General features: G+C 55.8%; 1 protein-coding gene. It reads right to left on the bottom strand.

From position 1 onward, the window contains the following. Positions 1 to 29: 29 nt before the first annotated feature. The gene (locus ABEV74_RS18590) at positions 30 to 1,520 is read right to left on the bottom strand and encodes an IS5 family transposase (RefSeq protein WP_430148341.1); all 1,491 of its coding nucleotides are present in this window, start codon (positions 1,518 to 1,520) and stop codon (positions 30 to 32) included. Positions 1,521 to 1,648: the final 128 nt, after the last annotated feature.

Below are 1,648 nucleotides of genomic sequence, written 5' to 3'. Positions count from 1 at the left end.
TAATTAGGGCTTGCTGAACGGGTCACATTTTAGGGCATCACGGGCAAGCGGAATGCGAGAGCAGACCACAACCATTGCAAAAGCGGCAAAAAGAGAGCTCGGAGTCTCTTTTCGAGGTTCATGACCAGCAGTTGCAGTCCGATTACGGTCTCGCTCGTCGTCTGAAGGTGTGCTCGAATACGGCCAAGCCCGTAACTGCGCTTGCCTTCACCGAACTTGCCTTCCACCGCATTACGCGCGGCTGCATCCGCTTTGGCAATTTTCTTCTGCTCCTGCTGGTCGGCTGATGGACGGCCCAATTGCGGTCCGCTCAGCCGAATTCCCTTCTCTTTGCAGAAGCGCAAGTTTTCTCGCGTGCGGTAAATCTGGTCGGCCAGCACCGCTTTGGGATAATAACCGAATCGAGCACGGTATCGTTCCACTGCGGCCTGCAGCGTCTGGCCTTCGTTGTAGCTGTCCCAGGACAGATGCTCCCGGAATGCGTAGCCGTTCACCACGCTGATCGCCAGCTTCGCGCCGAACTCGACGTTCGCCCGGGCTTTGCCGCGTACGATCGGTCTGACATGCGGCTGCGCGATACTAACGATCCGATCCGGTACGCTATGCGTTCGCTTGTCGTACATCTCTTGCTGCTGGCGAACCAATTCCTGAATGACCAGCAGCTCCTTGTACATGCGACGCGGCAGCCGCATCAGACCGCTCGTCGTCTCGGCAAGTTCGGCGATGATGCGCAGATCACGGGAAATGAACCTGAGTTGCTTGCCGATTGCTTTGCGCATCGCGCGCGGTTTCACGCGCCTTTGCTTGGCAACCGCCAGATAGGCTTTGCGGGCACGCTCCCGGTATGTTCTTGGCTTGCGAGTCTTTCCGCGTTCCGGCTCATGCAAGATGTCGATGATCTTCTCCAGCTTTTCTCTAGCCTGATTCAGCAGCGACAAATCCGTTGGGTAGGCGATATCCGCCGGCGCGCAGGTCGCGTCCAGCAGCAGTTCGCCTTCATTCGTCAGTTCCATCTGCCGCGGCTGCGGTTCTGATGATTCATTGGATACTGCTGCGGATCCGCTGCCGGGTTCATCGTCCTCGTCCGATGAATTATCCGATTCGCTGGACTTGCGCGCTTCTTCAAGGGCGATCCACTCATTCACTTCATCAAGGATCTCGCCGCCCAACCGCTTGCGAAAGTGTGTCATGAGGGAATGGTGAAACGGACGGCGGTACTGGTACTCCGGCAGACCGAGGAAGTACTGCAGATACGGATTCTCCAGAATCTGACGAAGCGTTTCCCGGTCGTCGGTGCCCAGCCGCTCCTGAATGATGAGGGCGCCTAGCGCGACACGGATGGATACGGCCTTTTGCCCCTTGAGACTCTTCTTGAAGTTCTTTGCATACTTCTCTTCGAGCTTCCACCACGGAATCATCTGGGCCAGCAGCACCCAGCGGTTATCTTCTGCGAGTTTTCCGCCGAACGGCAGAAAGAAGTCGCCTGGCAGGATCATTTGGCTTTCGGTTCGCTGATACAATCTGGACGCCTCCAAGTGCACGATTTTTCGCGGGTCAGTCACCGTTTTCCTTGCACTTGAATTCGACAAAATAGGCGTTAAATCCTTGCTGTTACTGCATTTTTTAATTGTTCAGCAAGCCCTAATTA

The organism is Paenibacillus cisolokensis, assembly GCF_050481165.1.
Taxonomy (GTDB): Bacteria; Bacillota; Bacilli; order Paenibacillales; family Paenibacillaceae; genus Paenibacillus_AH; species Paenibacillus_AH cisolokensis.
The sequence above is the reverse complement of the archived record's forward strand: the minus strand, read 5'-3'. Positions and strand labels throughout refer to the sequence as shown.